This is a genomic window from Clostridium sp. UBA5119, assembly GCF_002414285.1.
GTDB classification, from domain to species: Bacteria; Bacillota; Clostridia; order Clostridiales; family Clostridiaceae; genus Clostridium_J; species Clostridium_J sulfidigenes.
Genome location: NZ_DHYX01000083.1, coordinates 496 through 1,070, shown reverse-complemented (window position 1 = coordinate 1,070; position 575 = coordinate 496). Strand labels below are relative to the sequence as shown.

At 32.7% G+C, this 575-nt stretch carries 1 protein-coding gene; it reads left to right on the top strand.

Annotated elements, in window-relative coordinates; all coding sequences use genetic code 11:
* Nucleotides 1-26 precede the first annotated feature (26 nt).
* A partial coding sequence (locus B2671_RS12900) for a glycoside hydrolase family 25 protein (protein ID WP_346870769.1) occupies nt 27-575 on the top strand: 549 nt, incomplete at its 3' end.

Here is a 575-nt window from a genome sequence, read left to right as displayed (position 1 = left end):
CTTTTATATTTAAGGAGGAATTGATTATGAAATTAAGAGGTATAGATGTATCGCACCACCAAGGGAACATAGACTGGAATAAAGTTAAAAGCCAAATAGATTATGCAATTTTAAGTATAGGATATGGTGATAACATAACAAGCCAGGATGACAAGCAATTCCATAGAAATGCTAAGGAATGTACAAGACTAGGGATACCATTTGGAGTTTATATTTATTCCTATGCAACATTAACAGTTCAAGCTAAGTCTGAGGCAGATCATGTATTAAGATTATTAAAAGGTTATAAATTAGATTATCCAGTTTATTATGATTTAGAAGATGCAGGAACTACAGGGAAGTGCTCTAATAAACTTATAGCAGATATGGCAGAGATATTTTGTAATTCTATAGAAAAGGCTGGTTATTGGGCTGGTATTTATGCAAATACATCCTGGTTTAATAATAAGCTAACAGATAACAGGTTCAATAAATGGGTTAAGTGGGTGGCTCAATATAATACAACTTGTACATATGAAGGTAAACATGATATGTGGCAATATGCTAGTGATGGAAGAGTAAATGGTATTAGTGGG